The sequence below is a fragment of the Martinezella rhizogenes genome (assembly GCF_027460065.1).
Classification (GTDB): Bacteria; Pseudomonadota; Alphaproteobacteria; order Rhizobiales; family Rhizobiaceae; genus Agrobacterium; species Agrobacterium rhizogenes_C.
In genome coordinates this window covers 138,887-154,905 of record NZ_JAPYZZ010000006.1, presented here as the reverse complement: position 1 = coordinate 154,905, position 16,019 = coordinate 138,887, and the positions used below count along the sequence as shown (strand labels likewise).

The following is a 16,019-nucleotide window of genomic DNA, read 5'->3' as shown; positions in this document are numbered from 1 at the left end:
ACGGCGTCGCCACTCTCAAGTGCGCAGCAGCCCATGGACCACGTTAGGTAACGGGGTTATATACCACCAAAATGCGGACGGTCGCTCTCCTCCAGCTCCACACTAGCATACCGTTTCTATTCCCGCAGGCGGGACACCGGCCCGCGACTGGTTAGGTAGCAAAAGCCGCCAGAATATTCCGGTATGAGGTACCATGCCACCAACCATAACCGCGTGGATGTATGCGCTAAAGCTTATCATGGTTGCTAGTCCACTGTCGGCATGCAGTCTCGGACTTGAATTGCTTCATTCGCGGATCCCACGGCGGAAAGAAACCCGAAGGCAGTTTCGTCGGCCGCGAGATGAATGGCTGATAGGCGGTCGGTTGCGAAGGCGCCCGTATCTAGGTTCAACCTGTTTCGCCGCATTTTTGGCAGCCCGCTCGACGTCGGAGTGTGCCCATGGATGACCATTTTTTCGAACGATCCCGAGTAGCTTAGAAATGGCTCTCGAATCCATCTCAGATCGAAGAGCGACTGTCGTTCGAATGAAACGTCTGGCCTTATGCCCGCATGTACGAATACGAATCTGTCGGATCGTACCATGTCCATTCCCCGCCGCAGCACCTGCGCCTCGCTAGTTTCAGATAGGATTGCCGCGATCCGGTAAGGGTCAAGATCCGGATCGATGCCAAAGGATCTAACGGTGGCGACACCACCATTCTGCATCCAGGTGTGAAACGGCGCCGCCTTGCGTTCCGCGTTCAGGAACGAGAGCATGAGTTCCTCGTGATTTCCCAAGATGAGAACCGATTCCGTCATCGCGTCCAGTTCATCGGCGACGAGCTTCAGAGCAAGCCGCGAATCCGGCCCGCGGTCGATGATGTCGCCAAGGAAGACGACGCGACGGCCTCCAACGTTGCCCTCCATTGTTTCCAGGAGAGCTTCGAGCAGGTCGGCACGACCGTGGACATCGCCTATCGCGACTGTATCAGCCGTGAAGGGAGCAATGGTCGCGACGTCATAGGCCGTTGCGGCGATCATGTTCTCCGAGATCATCGTACTCGTCAAAGGCCTTTCTCCGTATGCCATAAACGGCGTGGTTGCCGTCGTGCAGGCTGGCGATTGCCTTCCGGACGAGGCTGACAAACGCTTTATGCTCCTCTTCCGAAACACCTTCGAACTCTGCTTCGAAGAAGTCGTCAGAAAGTCTCCGGCCTTCCGTGAGAGATCCTTCTACATAACTCTTCACCGCCCGGTGGAGTTCGACCCTGTACCGGGCCTCCATCTCGATCATGCTGCGATCACGTCCCATATAGGCATGGTAGCGACTGGCTGAAGCCACGTAGCCCTTTGCATAGGCGGCAGCTATCACGTCTGAGCGTCCAAGCTCATAGAAAGTCAGCAGACCCCTGGTATATTCGGTCTTGTCGACGTTCAGGAACGAGAGTGGTGAGAGTCCTGCCTTAAGGAGCGGAACGTTCGCCATCAGTCTGCCCGTCCTCTTGTTCACGTCGACAAAGAACTGCAGATAGCTGATCGTCGTCATGAGGAACAGGCTCTGCTCGAACGGGTTTGCGATCTGTGCAGCCTTGTTCGCGATCTTTTCCAGCTCGTCCTCAAGCCTTGCGGGGATCGACAAGGGGATATACGCCGAGTTGCCCACGCCCACGATATGTTGCCGCACCACGCCGACTTGCCTTTCGTCGATTAGGCCGGACGACAGGAGCGAGTGCATCGTTTTGAATTCACGCACGTCGATCTCGATGTCCTGGATGTAGTCGATGAGGTAATTGATCGCAGCCTTATGATTGAGGATCATCAAGGTCTCGTCCGCTTCCTTGCCTTCGGCGATTTTGCCGTACTGGACGAGAACTTCGGTGTCGATATAACTGTAGGTATTGCCCTCAAGGCTAGACGACGCGTAGGCGAGGTCGACGAGCAGCTTTTGGGCGATCGCCCTGGAGTATGTGCTCGCATCCATCTCCGCGCCGCCGCCGGCCTGGGTCATTGAATCAAGATCGCCTGGCGAAAACCATGCGGTCTCGTTCGGGATGTACCGATCGATGAAGTCGGGATTGTAGTGCACCGCGCGCCGCTGTGTCCCCGGTACGGCGAAGTAGTCGTGATAGTCGTCGTATCGATAGACAGTCGCGCGGCCCCGCCCTTCCTGGCGGATGCGTTGGTCTGCAATCAAACCTATAAGGCGTCTGGAAACGGTTGGCTGGCTGCTGGGAGTTTCATTGCGCTCCAGCCAGCTCAAAATCTTCGGAACGGTGTCGTTCCCGCTCCTGACTGCCTCCACGATCAGCTTGTCTTGTTCGTTCATTTGAATAGATTCCCGAATGGATTTACTGCTATCACGCCCTGTAGTCTCTACGTATGAATTGATCCATGAATTGCAAGAGACAAGGGAAATTGTTTCACGGCGAGCACTTTCAACGCCTTAGTCCATAGGATGTTTGGGCTGAGACGAATTGTTGAATAAATATGTGAATTTCAAGATCGATTGCAAGGCAGATCGAGTGAATAGATTTGTGAATAGATTTTGCGTATCTTGGCTAGCGGATCACGAAAAGATACTTGAACCCTAGGTCGCCACCCAGATCATGGATGTCATGATTGTCGTCTGGTGGTAATTGCTACCTAATTGCGCGAATTCCACCCGAGACGACGACCGGCCAAACGAGCGCTAACCAATTTGATCATCGACCACATCGGCGCGCTCGTATGAGAAAAGTATCGCCTGAACGATACGCAAGCCATCGGATTTCAAGTCAAGCCCTTAATCATCCTCCAGCCAAGTCTGAAATGTTCCACGCGTTGAATAATAACTGCTTTCAGCCCTCTTGCCTTTTTGCTCGAGAGCCTGCCAGCGATATAGAAGATCTGTAGTTTGCGTTCCGTTGCCCAGCGTCGCCGCCGGGCGTTCCAGATCATCAGATCAAGCTGTCGAAACTCGTTAGAGTCCATCACCAAGCTTTTGCTTGAGCCTTCGTGCTAATGCTGAGTGTCCGGTCTAAGGTGGGAGCAGTTTAGATCCAATGATCGCGAAACCGCGATTATGGTAAGCGCCGTCTCCGCCCCATTGGATTGGCTGTATTTTGAGGCTTGCTGCGTGTGCGAGAAGGCTTCCAGGACTATCTGGAGATTTGCATGGCAGATGATGGATTTGTTGGGCGCTACGAAATTGTCGAGCCGCGCCGCGGAAACCGGCGTTGGCCAGATGATGTGAAGGCGCGGATCGTGGCGGAAAGCCTTGAGCCTGGTGTTCGTGTTGTTGATGTCGCGCGCCGTCATGACGTTGTTGCGCACCAGCTTTCCTTGTGGCGCCGGCAAGTGCGCGAGGGCACTCTGGCGTTGCCTTTTGAGACTATGTCGGGCCTGTCGGAGAGCGGCGATGCCGAGCCTGCATTTGTGCCTTTGGCGATTGCGGCAGAGCCGAGCGCGGCGGTGAATGTCTTGGCGCCGCCGCTGCCGAAGGCGGTTTCGCCGGTCTTGACGTTGGAGATCGGCCCGGATGTTGTGATGCGGGTTCCCGGCGATGTGCCGGTTGAACGTGTGGCCGCTCTGGTGCGAGCCATGCGAGGGATGGCATGATCGTCGCGGGCCAACGACTGCCGATCCTGATTGCAACGCGGCCGGTGGACTTCCGCTGTGGGCATCAGGCGCTGGCTCTGATGGTGCAGACCGAGTTGAAGCTCGACCCGCATTCCGGGGTGACGGTGATCTTCCGGTCGAAGCGCGGTGATCGCCTGAAAATCCTGGTGTGGGATGGCACCGGAATGGTGCTAACCTACAAAATTCTTGAACATGGAAACTTTGCCTGGCCCAAGGTTCAGGATGGGACGATGCGTCTTTCCAGGGCTCAATATGAGGCTTTGTTCGAAGGTCTTGACTGGCGACGGGTCATGGCGCAACGGGTGACCGCGCCGTCCGCGGCAGGGTGAATATCCGGCCGTCTTTGCATTGTTTTATTTGGCTTTTTTGTGCTGCCTTGCTATAAGGCCGCATGTCGTCGCCCCTTGATCTCAGCCTGTTTCCGGACCTTCCGCCCGAGGTGGTCAAAGCCTTTGCGGCGATGCAGTTGGAACTGTCGGTCGAGCGTGCTGCACGTCAGCATGAGCAGGCTGTGGTGGCCGAAAAGGACGCGTTCATCGCCGAGTTGAAGGAACTGATCGAGAAGCTTGAGGGGCAGGTTCACGACTATCGGCGCACGAAGTTCGGGCCGAAATCGGAAAAGCTCGATCCGGCGCAGATGGAACTGGCGCTGGAAGACCTTGAAACGGCGATTGCCGAAACACAGGCGCGGATCGCCGCCGTCGAGAAAAAGATCGAAGCCAGCGCATCCGATCCGGACAAGGCCGTTCCTCGCAAGGAGCGTAAGGCCCGTGCACTGCCCGAACACCTGCCGCGGGTCGAGAGAGTGATCGAGCCTGAGAGCATCGTTTGTCCCTGCGGTTGCGGCAACATGGTCCGGATCGGCGAGGATCGGACGGAACGGCTCGACCGGATTCCGGCACGCTACGAGGTGATCGTCACGATCCGCCCGAAATACGCATGCCCCAAGGGTCGAACGGGCGTCGTCCAAGCCAGAGCGCCGGCGCATCTCTTGGAAGGGAGCTGGCCGACGGAAGCCCTTCTGGCTGAGATTGCCGTCTCCAAGCATTCCGAACATATGCCGCTCAACCGGCAGGCCGAGGTCATGGCGCGACACGGGGTGCCGATAGACCGCACGGTCCTGGCCGATTGGCTTGGGCGCACGGGCAGCGAAATCGCACCGGTGGTCGACCACATGGCCGAACGGCTGCTGTGGGAAAGCACGCGGCTCTATGTCGACGAGACAACAGCTCCGGTTCTTGATCCGGGGCGCGGCAAGACGAAGACCGGTTATCTCTGGGCCGTGTTGCGTGACGACCGCGGCTGGAATGGCTCCGCGCCGCCGGGCGTGGTGTTCCATTACCGGCCCGGACGTAAAGGCGAATATGCCGCTGAAATCCTCGACGGCTTCAACGGGACAATCCAGGTGGATGCCTACGGTGGTTACTCTCACCTCGCCACGTCGGATCGGATGGGTGGCGATCCCTTGAAGCTGGCTTTCTGTTGGGCGCACGGGCGCAGAAAGTTGATCAAGGCCACGCCAAAGAGTGGATCGCCGATCGTCGACGAGGCGCTGGTGCGGATCGCCGCGCTCTACAAGATCGAAGACAGTATCCGGGGCTCAGATCCCGAACATCGCCGCGCAGTTCGACAGGACCTGTCCCTCCCGCTGGTAGACGCGTTCTTACCTGGCTGGCAGCGCAAGCCAAACGCGTCTCACGCAAGTCTGACCTCGGAAAAGCCCTGGCCTATATGCTGACGCGACAGGCCGGATTCCGGCTGTTCCTGGACGACGGCCACGTCGATATCGACTCCAACCTGGTGGAAAACGCGATCCGCCGACCCGCCATGAATCGCCGCAATGCGCTCTTTGCGGGGCACGATGAAGGGGGCCGCAATTGGGCCCGGTTTGCCAGCCTGATCGGCACTTGTAAAATGAACGGCGTTGAGCCCTACGCCTATCTGTGCGACCTCTTCACCCGCCTCGCAAACGGCCACCTCGCCAAAGACATCGATTCCCTGATGCCGTGGGCCTATGCCGCCCGCATCAAGGCCTCACAATGAGCTCGTCAGGTACTCTTCGGTGAGCTCATTTGACGGCCGAAAATCGGCCTCAGGTCGCTGCAACTGAAAAATCGATGGGGCGTGGACGCCGCATACCGATTATGCACCAATTTCGTCTTATCGAGATAGACTTGATGATTCTCTACTTCTCCGTCGATCGTCGTAGGAGGCTGTCAAATTGTCAAAAGTGTTGCGTAAAGCAGTCGAGTTTTCTTTAAACTCCCTGATACTGGTTGAGCCGGTTTCCAACATGGCGCCTACCGTGGAGTGCATATTGCTAATCTGACGATCGAGAGAATCCGGGACGATAACTTGCTCCCCTGCCCGTGAAGCCTCTTCTTGCTCATTTCGAACATCGCGAATGGCTCTGTTGTAGAGTCTATTTAATTTCGAGTTTTGAGTTATTTGATCAGACAGATATCGGCTTTGCTCGTTATCAAGATATCTTTCAGCCTTCACAAGCGCTTCGCCAGCCTTGCTCCACCCAAGAAGCGGGCCACCTTTCGGTTCATCGAGTATGAAAAGCTCAACAGCACGATCAATTAAGCGCTTTCTATTTACTTCGTCAAACTCACCGATGTGCTGTCCGATTTTCCCCAGCACTTTTCCCTGATCCTCATTGGTGAGCTCAAAGATAGCGTTCACGAGCCTGGTTTTATTTTCTGTTGATTGAAATTTTACTATCGAACTGACAGCCCCAGTCCTGTCATCTACTGGGACGGAAGTAAAAGCGCCCCCACCATAAATATGTCGTTGGGATGGGGCGATTGGAACCAGGGCTGTTAATGGTCTTAATCCGCTATCGGGAATTGCGTGGTCAAATAGTCGCCTTGCGTCGCTACCAAGCCGGGTGATCCTACGTTTGTGTTCGCCAATATCTCCATCTTCGACTATACGCTTCGTGTCTTTGCTTGTAAGCGCAAGGTTGGTAAGATTCTTCACGGTTGCAAGCGCGTCGTCGCTAATCAGATGTTCCGATACCTTTCTAAGCAACTCTTCTGGCATATGGCGCTTATCTTCGTGTTCTGTATCACCTGTAACGTTTTCCATCTATGATGACTCCTTTTCTAAGAACAGGAAGTTTGACGCGATAGCGCTTCTCGTGCAATTGATTTGGGTTTTCAATTGTAACCGGATCAGGGTTCCCAGTGACAGCTCGTTTCCTATCGAGCACGTAGCAGCGATGTTTTCACGTTTGCGTCAGATTCAAACGTCACAGGCTGAAGCAGGCGAAACGCCCGGCTGCTTGCAATGCGGGTCGTCGTCATCGGTCTCCTCGACATCGGGCCAAAATCCTGCTGGCCCCGTTGTCATTGCGACCCGAAATTGCATGCTTTGCATTGGGTGTGACAAATGCAATCCCTCACTGGTCTCGCAATGCGGCCACGCAAAAGCACCCGCGAAACCGAATATTGCCTTGCTGATGTGCCGGCGCAACGTTTGAAGGCGCTGAACTTTGGAGGTATAAATGCCATTGGCCAAGCAAACGCTACTCAGTTTGCCCATTGACCGCATCGGCGCGCTCATATGAGGAAAGTATCGTCTGAACGATACGCAAGCCATCAGATTTCAAGTCGAACCCTGAACCATCCTCCAGCCAAGCCTGAAATGTTCCGCGCAGCGCAAACCAAAAGGTAGATGCCGCCGTATCGGACGTCCAGGGAGCTAGTAATTCTTTCCTCGCCTCTGCGCATTGAAAGACGCCCCCTAGCGTAGCTCGTAGCTCCTGTTGGAATCTGCGATCCTCCTTATAAAAGGCGGCCGTGTCAGAGACTTTACTATCGTAGATCTGGAAAATCCGCCTGCAGTTTTGATTGTCGGCGAAGCAGTTAATTGCAGACGCCGTGAACTCGGCGATTGCCTTCAATGGCTTCTCAATCATTCCCGCGTCATAGAGACTGTCCAATTTTCTTGTGTGCCAGCACAGATCATCGCGCAACGCCAAGAGAATGTGCATTTTTTGTCCGAAATGCCACTGTACAGCGCCGGTTGTGACAGCCGCGTCGGCGGCAATTTCCTGCATCGACGTGTCGTCGTACCCTCTTTCGATAAACATAGCTTCGGCCGAGCGTAAAATCCGCCGCCGGGTAGTCGCGGCCTCTTCCGACGTCCTTCTCATGACTCACCTTGCACTCTGGCTAGTCCCACAGTCCTTTTCGGAACGCACCTCAATCCGGCATCCCGCGAGAGAAGAGACTATGGGATCAGCGGCGCTTTGCCACAGCCGATGCGTTACAAAAATAACGGAGGGGTCACAGGTGCGTGTAGCACTGCGGGCTGGCGGCACCATTTCCTCTTGCAGACAACGCAATGTCAGTGCGGTTCGCAACTCATATCGTTCACTTGCTTCTATGACTGCCGCGGCTGGATATCGTCAGCAACAACTAACGACGCGGGTGCGGTTAGCGGCGAAGTTCACCTGTGGCGCCGGCATTTGCCATCGCAGATAGGAGCGCCTCAGCGTCCTCGTCGACGAGGAGAATGCGCCGATCACTCGGTGTCAGGAAAGCCTCATCCACGACGTGATCAAGAAAGGAATCGAGCTTGCGATAAAAGCCTGCGGTGTCGAGCAGTCCACAAGGTTTGTCATGATAACCGAGTTGAGCCCAGGTCCATACTTCGAACAGCTCTTCAAGCGTTCCCAACCCCCCTGGCAAGGCGATAAAGCCATCTGACAGCGCCGCCATCAGCGCTTTGCGCTCGTGCATGGTTTCGACAACACGCAAATCAGCAAGACCTGTGTGCGCAACCTCCTTGTCGACCAGCGCACGGGGGATAACACCGATAACCTCTCCGCCATTGCTACAGACCGTATCCGCAATCGCTCCCATCAAACCAATCGAAGCGCCGCCGTATACTAGCCCGATGCCCGATCTCGCGAGAGCTTTGCCGAGCTGGTTTGCCGCGGTCACATAGGCTGGCTTTCGGCCGTTGTTTGAACCTGAAAAGACGCAATATCTCAAACGCTTCTCCAATCGACAGCCGAACGGCCTGCAGGGTTAGCCTGAATTCGCGATCCAACAAAATCCCCTTTCAGTAGAAGGGCCGGGGAATGCGCAGCCAGAGCGTCGTAATCAACGTCTCATATTTTGACTCTGGCGGCGTCTGGCAACCGCAGTTCATCCGCTATGGGCCATTGCGATGGGTTCGCACCAAACGGTGCAAGCAATTCGACTTGCGCGTGGCACCATGGTGACACCAGCAAGCGCCCATCCTGTACGCTTTCGAGAAACCACAGCCAATGCACCCACTCCCATGCAGACACCTCGGTCAAATTGGGCGTTACGCTCAAGGTTTGGCAGCGGGCGGCGAACACAGGGCACAACTCATGTTCGGCGATCCCATTCGTCATTGCGGCGCGATAGGAAAACTCGGGTAGCACAAGACGAATGCCGTCTACCTCTATCCCCAACTCGTTTCGAACCTGGCGCTCGATGGCTTCCGTCAACGGTTCGCCCGGTTGCGGATGTCCACAGCAGCTATTGGTGAGGACGCCGGGCCACGTGATCTTATCTAACGCCCGTCGCGTCACGAGCAGCTTGTCGTCGGCATAGAAAATGTAGACCGAGAACCCCAAATGCAACGGTGTTTGGGCGTGATGGATCTCGGATTTCGGAGCCATGCCTATGGCCTCCCCGTGCTCGCCGCACAAAATGACCATTTCGGAGGATGTGTTCATCGCAAGGTTCATCACAAATCTCTTCGTTTTACGAAGTTAGCTTCCCTACATTCCGCTCATGTGATGCCACTGGAGGAGCGAGGCGCACATTCCCGCCTTCCTGCCAGTCAGGGAAGTCGCGCTCCTGCCATTGCGCATGGCCGAAATATTCGTCTGCAATGGCCGCTATCAGCGCCTGCTGTCGCATCTGATCGAGATGCAACAAATCACCGATTGCTATATCATGTTCCCTGGCAAACCGAATTGCGCAGCGATACCCGTCAATGTCCTCCAGTATCGGACGGAGTTCGTCTTGCTTCCAGAGATCCGCCAGCTCCTCCAGCAGGGAGGAGCGCCCGTTCTCGACCGCAAACATTTCCGCGACCCTGCGCCTTGCTCGCGGCAGGAAGACGTCTGGTGCCGTAAGACGCAGCCGCTTCACGTGCCACCTGAAACCGGCGTTCCAATAGGAGTCCTCGGCCATGCATCTCAGAAGGGAAATCGAACCGCCTTCGAGGATGAGACCGGGCGAAGATTTGCGATCCTCTACTTCTGATATGAGCTGGAGATGAGCCTCCTCTGCTCCGATGACGCCTTCGGTGAGTGGACGTGAATCTAGATAGATTCGCTGAGTGGATTGCAGCTCCGACTCCAACGGACGCCCGCTACCCGTCGCGATCTGAGGGCAGCATTGTACTCGATCCAGTGCGATGACTGGCCATCCCGTTTCAAGTGCAACTTGGATGGCCAAGTCTGTTTTTCCGCTGCAGGTCGGTCCGTAAATAAGATAGATTAACATGTGCATCTCGCTCTTGTTTTGGAACTAGTGCCACTGCGCGTGACGCGACACAGATCTTCTGTTGAGACGTTTGATTGGAGGCATGCCGTCTCCGCGCCCAGTACAAATTAACAAACGTCCAGGCTAAAATATGAAACGATCTGGACGAGTGATAGTAATAATCCGAGATGGACCGTAGCAAACAGCGATAAAAGTTGACAACGTCTCGGAAAAAATTAAATTTATCGAGAAATAATGTAAATGTATTGATTTTAATACATAAATCATTTTCTTTTAACTTTGGATTTTCGTTTCAATTGACATCCATCTACCCTTCGCCAAAAGCAGAGGGCTCGGAGTCGCAGCGCTCGCGCTGATATGGGCCTCAATCAGGAGACGATGGTCAGGGCCAGATCTTTTAAATGGTTTGAGGTGGAAGGCGACTGTCGCAGCTCCTTCTATGTTGCTTTAGCCAAGCGGCGTCGCGGGGATTTTGCTTTTCACAGCATGGAAGTGCCGGAAGGCGTCGTAATTTTGCAGATGAAACGCGATATTTCAGACCTCGATTCCGGCTCGTGATACGGTACCTTGTCCATTAAGTAGGCACAGGATACCAGAGACATGCACAGCGAAGAATCGACGCGCCGCATTGCTGGAATCGGGACCGGCAGGCCGGTTCGATTGCCGGAGGAGATTTTCGGCGAAGTGGCAAAACGTCTAATTACCGAAGACTTCGTGGAATCTGCCAATAATATGACTCGGCTGAAATTGGCTGGGCATTCCGCAAAAGATGCAGTCGAAAAGTCTGAGGCTGGAACGTTTCACACGCGGATAAATCGGCTAGGCAACACAAGTAAAGCCCTGTTCGAGGCGGCAATACCATCCGAAGGGTTCTCAGCTAATCCCGATCTCAGACAAGGGGCGGCGACAGCCACTTTGCGAGCTTTTGCCATTGCGCCAACTCTTCCGTTTCAAACCAGGACCAGGAAAACTGCCTTGGTGGATCGAATCCTCGATCTGCCAAATGCCGGCAAGCAGCTCGCAGCAATCAGTGCTATCACGAAGCATTTACAAGTCCTCGCTCCGGAAGATAGGGATCGGCTCATCGACAGAGCCATTTTCCATTTCGAGCGCGAAGGTGCCCAGGGGAGCGTCCGAAACTACGCCGCCAGAATACTCGCTACTAACCATAGCACGCTGAGTTCAGAGTTGCGAACACGCGTCTTAAACGCGAGAAACAGCAATCCCGAGTTGGCTGCTGCCTATGCGACCGCAGAGGAGGTCGCGCGCTTTCTAGAAACCCAGCCGGCTCCCACCGTATACAGGTCCGATCGTTCAGCGGATGAAAATATTGAAATCATCCAGCGAGAAACCGCGTCCTGCTTGGGCAACGCCGCTCTATCGAGCAAGCAGCGTATGGAGAAAATAGAGTCGATTGCCAATGCAACCACGGAAGCCAGCGAAAAGTCGCGCGCGGAACTGATGAGTGCGACCAGACCGAGGCGGCAATACGACGCAGGAAGATAGCGTCGCTGATGAGCTGACGCCGGAAGTGTACTCCGGTGCCGAGAGCAGCAGACAACATGTAATTTCAAATGTAGTCAAAGTTCGATTTAGCCCATTGGGTCGAGATGATAGCTTGTGGACATCCAAGGCATATCGGAGGCTGATTGATGGATAGAGAAAAGCAACAGCAGGCCACCGAGGTTCTAAGCTCTCGAAGTGCCGGGAGCCGTGGCGAACAACAGACTTATTTCCCACCTGAATTATTCACCGAAATTGCGAAGCACATGCCTTCCGACAATCCGGTGGAAACGGCAAAAAATCTCGCGAATATTATGCGTGTAAGTCATGGGGTTAAGGATGCGGTTCAGGCAAGCCCGGTCGGGTTATTTCACGAGCGGGTAAAACGGCTGGGCAATTCCGCCCGGGCCGTGCATGGTGCGCTCATACCCGAAGATGGCTTGCCGGAACATCTCGGCCCAGGCACCGGTGTCCACTCCGTCTTGCCCACCGGCCGAACAGTCAATGCTGGCCCCCTTTTGAAATTCCAATCCTCTGAGGCAAAAACTGCGCTGGTAGATCACATCGTGAACATGTCCAGCCCACGTGCACAAGCTGACGTGATATCCACGCTTGCGCCCCACGTCGGCGACCTTGACGCCGTGCAAAGAACCAGGCTCGTTGATCAAACAATACAAATTTTTATGGAGGATGGTTCGTCGCACGATTGGGCCCGCAGGTCCGCCGGCATGGCGCTCGTAAGCATGCACGAGCACCTAGACGTGACCCAAAAGGCCAAGATTCTTGATGCGTTAGTTCACGATTCGGGGCGCGCTGCACTATATAGTGAGATGACTTTTCACAATGAAACGGATTGGGACTCAGGGCCGGAGGACTACCACCACACCCCAGAGCGAAATTTGCCTTTGCAAAAGGCTATTGGTGCGATCGAGAAATCAGTCGATGGCTTGATAACCGACGCTCCAATCAGGTCCGATGGACAACTGCATACGGCTGGAAAAATTGCCGAGTCTATCGACAAAGCCTACAAAGATGCACGCGCTGAGCTAATGGCGGCTCCTGGGCGTCGCGAGAATTCTGGTGCGACGCGGTGAGACACGGACTAATTCGTCTCCAAGGCGCCGTCGGCTGAATGGTCTGATGATTGATCACGCTCCCTCGGAGTCCGCTCAAAAAGTGCCTTTTCAGACCTGTCAGCATTTTCCTTGAGGTCCACACCGGTCAACTGCAACCGCAGAGCCTCCCGGACGATCCACACGATCTTATCCGCGGCAATCTCGTAGCTGAGCCCGTTGGCATGGATATTGGAAATGCAGTTGCGCTCGCTATCGCGCCGCCCTGACTGCGGGCGGAACGTAATGTAGGCACCCAGACTGTCGGGAACGCTTAGTCCCGGCCTTTCGCCGATCAGCACGATGGCAATCTCCGCACCGAACGCTGCTGCCGCCTCATCGCCGAATGCTACCCGCGCCTGTTCGCCCAAAATCACCGGGGCGACACTGAAGCCGTCAAGACGCTTCATGCATGCCTTGAAAAGCGGGACCGCATGGCGCTCGACCGCCGAGGCGGATAGCCCGTCCGCGATCACGAACGCAATGTCGTAGCGTTCTCCCGGAACAGGCAGATCGGCCGCAAGCGGCTGACGCCCGAGATCAGGTCGCGCAAGATAGATGGTACGGTCCTTGGCGCAAGACCTGATCCGGATCGTTGGAGCCGGGGCGAGCTCCTTGGCGAGGACAGCAAAGTCTACGCTGCCATGCACGGCATCCCTCGCCCTGGCATGTGCAAGCTGAAAATCCAGAATTGCCGCTGTCGGCAACGCGTCCCCTGCCCTTCCAAGCCCGATCCGGGCACGTGTGGCATTGCGGAACCGTTCAAATGGATCTCTCTTGTTGCTCATGCCGACATTCCGTAGCTTAAGAGATTGCGCGAGAATTGACCCGAGGCGCTTGCCGGCGCAAGTCGACCGGCATGATCAAGCATGCCCATCCGATCGAGCCAGGCTTCGAATTCTGGCGCTGGTGGGCGCTTGAACTGATGCCTGAGACCGACAATGTCGTGATAAGAAAGGCTCTGATAATTGAGCATGACATCGTCGGCGCCGGGCACAGCGATCAGAAAACTGACGCCGGCGACCGTCAAGAGCACCATCAGGTTGTCCATGTCGTCCTGGTCGGCTTCCGCGTGGTTGGTGTAACACACGTCCACCCCCATCGGTACGCCGAGAAGCTTGCCGCAAAAATGATCCTCGAGGCCGGCGCGGATAATTTGCTTGGCGTCGAACAGGTACTCCGGGCCGATGAATCCAACAACGGTGTTGACGAGAAGCGGACTGAATTCCCGGGCGACGGCATAGGCTCGCGCCTCTAGCGTCTGCTCGTCCACATCATGATGAGCGTTCGCTGAAAGCGCACTTCCCTGCCCGGTCTCCAGATACATGACATTGTTCCCGACCGTGCCGCGTTTTGTCGAAAGTGCAGCTTCTCTTCCCTCCCTGAGGACGGCGAGGTCCACTCCGAAGCCCCTATTGGCAGCCTCCGACCCCGCGATCGACTGGAACACGAGGTCGACCGGTGCACGGGCTTCAACGGCTTTGATCGAGGTGGTGACGTGCGTCAGCACGCACGACTGGGTCGGAATATCGAAGCGTTCGCGCAGCCGGTCGAACAGGACCATCAACCGCATGCATGCCTCAAGGTTGTCTGTCGCAGGATTGATGCCGATCACCGCGTCGCCGATGCCGTACAGCAGACCGTCTAGGGTGGAGCCGGCCACGCCTTCCGGATCGTCGGTGGGATGGTTCGGTTGAAGACGGCTTGAGAGCCTGCCGGGCAGCCCAATCGTCGATCGGAAGGCGGTGACCACACCGCATTTTCCGGCAACAGTGATCAGGTCGTGATTTCGCATGATCTTGGAAACAGCCGCGACCATTTCCGGTGTCAGACCCGGTGCCAGTGCGGATAGCTTTTCAGGCGTCGCCTCGTAAGAAAGAAGCCAATCGCGAAATTGACCAACCGTCATATGCGAGACGGCAGCGAAAGCCACTTGGTCATGCCGATCCACGATCAGCCGGCTGACTTCGTCGATCTCATAGGGGATCATCAGATCCTGCAGGAATGTCTTAAGCGGCATATCTGCGAGCAGGCAGCGAGCGGCCACGCGGCGCTCATTGCTCGAGGCCGCAATACCTGCAAGCACATCGCCCGACTTCGGCGGCGACGCACAGGCCATGACCGATTTCAGATCCTGGAAGACATGGCGCTCGCGCCCTAGAATGATCGAGTACATTTGTTCTCTGCTCGTGAGTATCAGTCAGTTCGTTGTGGGTGAGCGCACGGCCACCTTCGACGTTCGTGTCGTGACGCGATTATCGCAGCACGGCTGCACAACGCTCCAAAATCGACAAAGCAAGAGCCGTGCCAATCTGGCAAAGGGGCTTAGCTTTCTCGTGCCTCTAGTGCCACCGCGCCGCTTTTAATGAGAGAGGCGAGCAAGGAAGCAATGGCGTGCTGTTCGTCCTTGCTCGCCAGAAGGTCGTTTCGAACCTCGATCATGACGTTCGGAATACCGTTTGCGATGCCGTGCTCCATCAGCGTATGCGTCACTCCGTCTTGCGGACCGTAAGGCTGGTTCCGTATGACCAGATACCGGTGATCGCTTTTTCTCGCCTCGGCGAGCATCGCATCCGCAAGCGCGGAGTCGGCGTCGTGCAATATTCCGATTTCAACGTGGCGCCTTTTGCCGAAGTAGACGGGGGTGAAGCTATGGATGGTAACGAGGATCGTCTTACGCCCTTGGGTTCTACGGGTAGTGAGAATCTCTGAGAGGCCGTTCCGGAACGGCAGGTAAATCTCATTCACTCGCGCCAGACGCTCGGCTTCCGACAGGTTCTGATTGCCCGGAACCTCATAGATCTCGCTCCTTCCTACGATTGCCGAGGCTGCCTCAGGTGGACGATTGCAATCGTAGACGAGCCGCGAATAGCGCTGAAAGTAAAGAAGTGCATCCAGGGATGATGAGAGACACCGCGCGAGTGCAAGGGCTCCGGGATCCCATGCGATGTGGCTCGTTAGCGCCGACCGATCAAGGCCAAGCTCGCCAAGCGCCGGCGGAATGAGAGGCGAAGCATGCTCGCAGACGATTACTATGTCTCCGCGAGCAGCACTATTTTCGATCGCGATTGATGACTCGCTAGGACCGAGCAACGAGAATTTACCCATTTTGATCTCCGTTGATTTCCACACAATATCAACGAAAGCAATAAAAGCAACACAATCTCAACATGGCGACATCTCAGCTCATTCGGGCTGGCGATTCCAATCTCTCTTGTGGCTTCCGCTCGTTGCGTCTGAGTCAAAGGTTTGCTGAAATGGTGGGCATAATGCCTGAAAATCATGCCCTTTTGTGAGGCATTTAT

General features: G+C 55.6%; 15 protein-coding genes and 1 pseudogene. 6 read left to right on the top strand and 10 right to left on the bottom strand.

Annotated elements, in window-relative coordinates; genetic code table 11:
- Nucleotides 1-245 precede the first annotated feature (245 nt).
- On the bottom strand, nt 246-1,022 hold the full coding sequence (locus tag O8B93_RS11730; RefSeq protein WP_269710185.1) for a metallophosphoesterase family protein: 777 nt from the start codon (nt 1,020-1,022) through the stop codon (nt 246-248).
- The gene (locus O8B93_RS11725) at nt 1,000-2,307 is read right to left on the bottom strand and encodes a Fic family protein (RefSeq protein ID WP_269710183.1); all 1,308 of its coding nucleotides are present in this window, start codon (nt 2,305-2,307) and stop codon (nt 1,000-1,002) included. Before O8B93_RS11725 ends, O8B93_RS11730 begins: the two co-directional genes overlap by 23 nt.
- 827 nt (nt 2,308-3,134) lie before the next feature.
- Here O8B93_RS11725 and tnpA point away from each other — a divergent pair.
- From tnpA to tnpC, 3 genes and pseudogenes are all read left to right on the top strand, one after another.
- Nucleotides 3,135-3,578, top strand: a complete 444-nt coding sequence (gene tnpA / locus O8B93_RS11720) for an IS66-like element accessory protein TnpA (protein ID WP_269710181.1) — start codon at nt 3,135-3,137, stop codon at nt 3,576-3,578.
- On the top strand, nt 3,575-3,928 hold the full coding sequence (gene tnpB / locus O8B93_RS11715; protein WP_120663849.1) for an IS66 family insertion sequence element accessory protein TnpB: 354 nt from the start codon (nt 3,575-3,577) through the stop codon (nt 3,926-3,928). The genes tnpA and tnpB overlap by 4 nt, the downstream gene beginning before the upstream one ends.
- Before the next feature lie 62 nt (nt 3,929-3,990).
- A pseudogene (gene tnpC / locus O8B93_RS11710) lies at nt 3,991-5,642 on the top strand (IS66 family transposase).
- Nucleotides 5,643-5,759: 117 nt separating this feature from the next.
- Here tnpC and O8B93_RS11705 read toward each other — a convergent pair.
- The 5 genes from O8B93_RS11705 to O8B93_RS11685 form a co-directional block, all read right to left on the bottom strand.
- Nucleotides 5,760-6,692 (bottom strand): hypothetical protein, encoded by a 933-nt coding sequence (locus O8B93_RS11705; protein ID WP_269710178.1) that lies wholly within the window; start codon nt 6,690-6,692, stop codon nt 5,760-5,762.
- Nucleotides 6,693-7,131: 439 nt separating this feature from the next.
- Nucleotides 7,132-7,761 carry a TetR family transcriptional regulator gene (locus O8B93_RS11700; RefSeq protein ID WP_269710176.1) on the bottom strand — a complete coding sequence of 210 codons (630 nt, stop codon included), beginning with the start codon at nt 7,759-7,761 and terminating at the stop codon, nt 7,132-7,134.
- 283 nt (nt 7,762-8,044) lie between these two features.
- The gene (locus tag O8B93_RS11695; RefSeq protein WP_269710174.1) at nt 8,045-8,617 is read right to left on the bottom strand and encodes an LOG family protein; all 573 of its coding nucleotides are present in this window, start codon (nt 8,615-8,617) and stop codon (nt 8,045-8,047) included.
- 107 nt (nt 8,618-8,724) lie between these two features.
- Nucleotides 8,725-9,333, bottom strand: a complete 609-nt coding sequence (gene idi / locus O8B93_RS11690) for an isopentenyl-diphosphate Delta-isomerase (RefSeq protein ID WP_269710172.1) — start codon at nt 9,331-9,333, stop codon at nt 8,725-8,727.
- 16 nt (nt 9,334-9,349) lie between these two features.
- Nucleotides 9,350-10,099: an isopentenyl transferase family protein gene (locus O8B93_RS11685; protein ID WP_269710170.1), complete on the bottom strand. Its 750-nt coding sequence runs from the start codon at nt 10,097-10,099 to the stop codon at nt 9,350-9,352.
- 357 nt (nt 10,100-10,456) lie between these two features.
- Between O8B93_RS11685 and O8B93_RS11680 the strand changes: the two genes are divergently transcribed.
- The 3 genes from O8B93_RS11680 to O8B93_RS11670 all read left to right on the top strand — a co-directional run bounded on the left by O8B93_RS11680 (nt 10,457) and on the right by O8B93_RS11670 (nt 12,696).
- Complete coding sequence (locus O8B93_RS11680; RefSeq protein WP_269710168.1) at nt 10,457-10,657, top strand: hypothetical protein; 201 nt, start codon at nt 10,457-10,459, stop codon at nt 10,655-10,657.
- Between the two features lie 42 nt (nt 10,658-10,699).
- A complete protein-coding gene (locus O8B93_RS11675; protein WP_269710166.1) occupies nt 10,700-11,605 on the top strand; it encodes a virulence protein in 906 nt (301 codons plus the stop codon).
- 146 nt (nt 11,606-11,751) lie between these two features.
- Nucleotides 11,752-12,696: a hypothetical protein gene (locus tag O8B93_RS11670; protein ID WP_269710164.1), complete on the top strand. Its 945-nt coding sequence runs from the start codon at nt 11,752-11,754 to the stop codon at nt 12,694-12,696.
- A gap of 8 nt (nt 12,697-12,704) precedes the next feature.
- Here O8B93_RS11670 and eutC read toward each other — a convergent pair whose 3' ends face one another.
- The 3 genes from eutC to O8B93_RS11655 form a co-directional block, all read right to left on the bottom strand.
- Nucleotides 12,705-13,502, bottom strand: coding sequence for an ethanolamine ammonia-lyase subunit EutC (gene eutC / locus O8B93_RS11665; RefSeq protein ID WP_269710162.1), 798 nt, complete (start codon nt 13,500-13,502; stop codon nt 12,705-12,707).
- Nucleotides 13,499-14,890, bottom strand: coding sequence for an ethanolamine ammonia-lyase subunit EutB (locus O8B93_RS11660; RefSeq protein ID WP_269710161.1), 1,392 nt, complete (start codon nt 14,888-14,890; stop codon nt 13,499-13,501). The genes eutC and O8B93_RS11660 overlap by 4 nt, the downstream gene beginning before the upstream one ends.
- Before the next feature lie 149 nt (nt 14,891-15,039).
- A complete protein-coding gene (locus O8B93_RS11655) occupies nt 15,040-15,822 on the bottom strand; it encodes an N-formylglutamate amidohydrolase (RefSeq protein ID WP_269710159.1) in 783 nt (260 codons plus the stop codon).
- Nucleotides 15,823-16,019 lie beyond the last annotated feature (197 nt).

What these genes read in the sequence shown, in the direction of transcription:
- O8B93_RS11730 (WP_269710185.1), bottom strand. Translation starts at nt 1,022, where the DNA reads ATGATCGCCGCAACGGCCTATGACGTCGCGACCATTGCTCCCTTCACG.
- O8B93_RS11725 (WP_269710183.1), bottom strand. Translation starts at nt 2,307, where the DNA reads ATGAACGAACAAGACAAGCTGATCGTGGAGGCAGTCAGGAGCGGGAAC.
- tnpA (WP_269710181.1), top strand. Translation starts at nt 3,135, where the DNA reads ATGGCAGATGATGGATTTGTTGGGCGCTACGAAATTGTCGAGCCGCGC.
- tnpB (WP_120663849.1), top strand. Translation starts at nt 3,575, where the DNA reads ATGATCGTCGCGGGCCAACGACTGCCGATCCTGATTGCAACGCGGCCG.
- O8B93_RS11705 (WP_269710178.1), bottom strand. Translation starts at nt 6,692, where the DNA reads ATGGAAAACGTTACAGGTGATACAGAACACGAAGATAAGCGCCATATG.
- O8B93_RS11700 (WP_269710176.1), bottom strand. Translation starts at nt 7,761, where the DNA reads ATGAGAAGGACGTCGGAAGAGGCCGCGACTACCCGGCGGCGGATTTTA.
- idi (WP_269710172.1), bottom strand. Translation starts at nt 9,333, where the DNA reads ATGAACCTTGCGATGAACACATCCTCCGAAATGGTCATTTTGTGCGGC.
- O8B93_RS11685 (WP_269710170.1), bottom strand. Translation starts at nt 10,099, where the DNA reads ATGTTAATCTATCTTATTTACGGACCGACCTGCAGCGGAAAAACAGAC.
- O8B93_RS11680 (WP_269710168.1), top strand. Translation starts at nt 10,457, where the DNA reads ATGGGCCTCAATCAGGAGACGATGGTCAGGGCCAGATCTTTTAAATGG.
- O8B93_RS11675 (WP_269710166.1), top strand. Translation starts at nt 10,700, where the DNA reads ATGCACAGCGAAGAATCGACGCGCCGCATTGCTGGAATCGGGACCGGC.
- O8B93_RS11670 (WP_269710164.1), top strand. Translation starts at nt 11,752, where the DNA reads ATGGATAGAGAAAAGCAACAGCAGGCCACCGAGGTTCTAAGCTCTCGA.
- eutC (WP_269710162.1), bottom strand. Translation starts at nt 13,502, where the DNA reads ATGAGCAACAAGAGAGATCCATTTGAACGGTTCCGCAATGCCACACGT.
- O8B93_RS11660 (WP_269710161.1), bottom strand. Translation starts at nt 14,890, where the DNA reads ATGTACTCGATCATTCTAGGGCGCGAGCGCCATGTCTTCCAGGATCTG.
- O8B93_RS11655 (WP_269710159.1), bottom strand. Translation starts at nt 15,822, where the DNA reads ATGGGTAAATTCTCGTTGCTCGGTCCTAGCGAGTCATCAATCGCGATC.